Raw genomic sequence first — 1,833 nt, forward strand, 5'->3', positions numbered from 1 at the left:
ACTCCCTGGAGTAAGGGTCATCGTTCCCAAACTCATCGGCAATACCACCCGCGCCATTGCAAACAAGAGTGAGCAACCATCGGCTCCAAAGCGTCAATGGGATGAGGAGAGTTTCTTTGCCGACCTTGGCGAACGCAGTGATCCCGCCTGCGTTGCGCTCTGCCGCGAGATCCTTGAATGGACACGAGTCCAGGGTGTCCGAGTGGTCTATGGTAACGGCAAGAGAGATGGTTCAATGATTCTCGTCGCTGGGCCACCACCGAATGGTTATGTCTTCGCGTCAATCTGGACCTACGGGAAGATCGAGATCGACCTACAGTACGTGAAGCGCTCCCCAGTGTTCGAGGAAGACGAGGCTCGTCGAGAGGTGATCCGTAAATTCAATAAGATCCCAGGTGTCTCAATTGACGAAGCCAGCCACAGCCTACGTCCGACTCTTCCGCTAGCTTTGTTCGTCGACGACCCTGCGCGACGGGAACTCTTTGCAATCCTGTCCTGGATGACAGAGCGTCTGCGATTGGGAGTCGTGTCGTGATCGAGCAGTCATAAGGACGTGCCAGCACTCGGCCGACGGGATGATAGAACTAGCGGCTCAGGGAAAGGTACATGATTGGCTACCGAAGAAGCATTTGCGTGACTGAAGTTCGTGAGCGTGCGCATAAGATCGGGCCATTCGATTGGGCGCGTAGTGGCTACTCTTGTGTCTCGGCTCACTCGTTCCGCTGAGGATCCAACACCCCAGCCAGTCGATCCACCGCACCTCTTAGAGCCTCGTGTCCGAGGTGGGCATATACCTCGTCGGTGATCCGGGTGGAGCTATGGCCGAGCACACGAGATACCTCAGGTAGTGGGGTTCCAGCCGCCAGCATCAAGGAGGCCGCAGCGTGGCGTAACTCATGGACATGGCGTTTACCAAGACCTGCTCGTGCTGCAAAGGCCTGGAAGGCATGTGAAGTGTTATCCGGGTCAAGGGGGCGACCAAAGTGTGAGGTGAACAGATACTCGCTCGTTGGAGTAAAGCCCAACTCTGTCAGCTTCTCATGCTCTTGGCGTTGGATTACTCGATGCTCCTGGAGTGCGCTAACGAGAAAGGCGGGAAGCGGCACGGTACGATTCGAGCGGGCGGTCTTGGTTGGTCCCTCGATCACCTTGGCGCCGGACTTCACTCGCGCACGCGAGATGGTGAGTGTCTTTGCTGTCAAGTCAAGATCGCTCCATCTAAGAGCCAGTGCCTCTCCACGTCTGAGACCCAAAGAGAGAAGTACGAGCCAGAGGACACCGAGTCGGTCGTCCTTGGCGGCACTGAGGAGTCGCCTCGCCTCCTCAACACTGAGAGCCTCGGGTTCCCGTCGCTCTAACTTGATCGGCCTCGCATGATCACAGGGGTTTGCCGGGATCAATCGCCAGCCAACGGCTGCCTTGCAGGCTTGGGAGAGTACGACCCGGATGAGACGACGTGAACGAGGTGACAGACCGGACTCGGCGAGTTGATCCACGAAGCGATCGACCATCGCCGGCGTGAGCCGTTCGATACGGAGAGGTCCCAACCTCTTGGTGATATGCCTTGTGGCCCACTCGTACTGAACCAAGGTGGAGCCAGCGATATCGCCCCCATGGGTTGTGAGCCATCGGGTGAGCAACATGTCAATAGTCGTTGTTGCATTCTCAGTGACCCCGGCATCTCGGATACCGCGAAACTTCGCCAGTGCGGCTTCTGCCTCTGCCTTGGTGCGACATCGCTTTGATCGGGTGATGACTTTACCGTCGGGTCCGGTCCACTTCAAGAGGGCACGCCACTGGTCGCCATAGCGATAGATGCTGCCTTGGCCAAGC

Annotated in this window: 2 protein-coding genes; one reads left to right on the plus strand and one right to left on the minus strand. The window is 57.6% G+C overall.

Going from position 1 to position 1,833, the window contains the following annotated elements:
* Window positions 1-535 (plus strand): hypothetical protein (locus M7439_RS00525; RefSeq protein WP_298349379.1); only part of this gene is annotated, 535 nt, incomplete at its 5' end.
* Between the two features lie 175 nt (window positions 536-710).
* On the opposite strand, the gene M7439_RS00530 is transcribed toward M7439_RS00525, so the two are convergent.
* Window positions 711-1,833, minus strand: a 1,123-nt coding sequence (locus M7439_RS00530) for a tyrosine-type recombinase/integrase (RefSeq protein WP_308464340.1), incomplete at its 5' end; no start/stop codon positions are given.

Origin of the sequence: Ferrimicrobium sp. (assembly GCF_027319265.1) — a bacterium.
In the GTDB taxonomy this organism is placed as follows: Bacteria; Actinomycetota; Acidimicrobiia; order Acidimicrobiales; family Acidimicrobiaceae; genus Ferrimicrobium.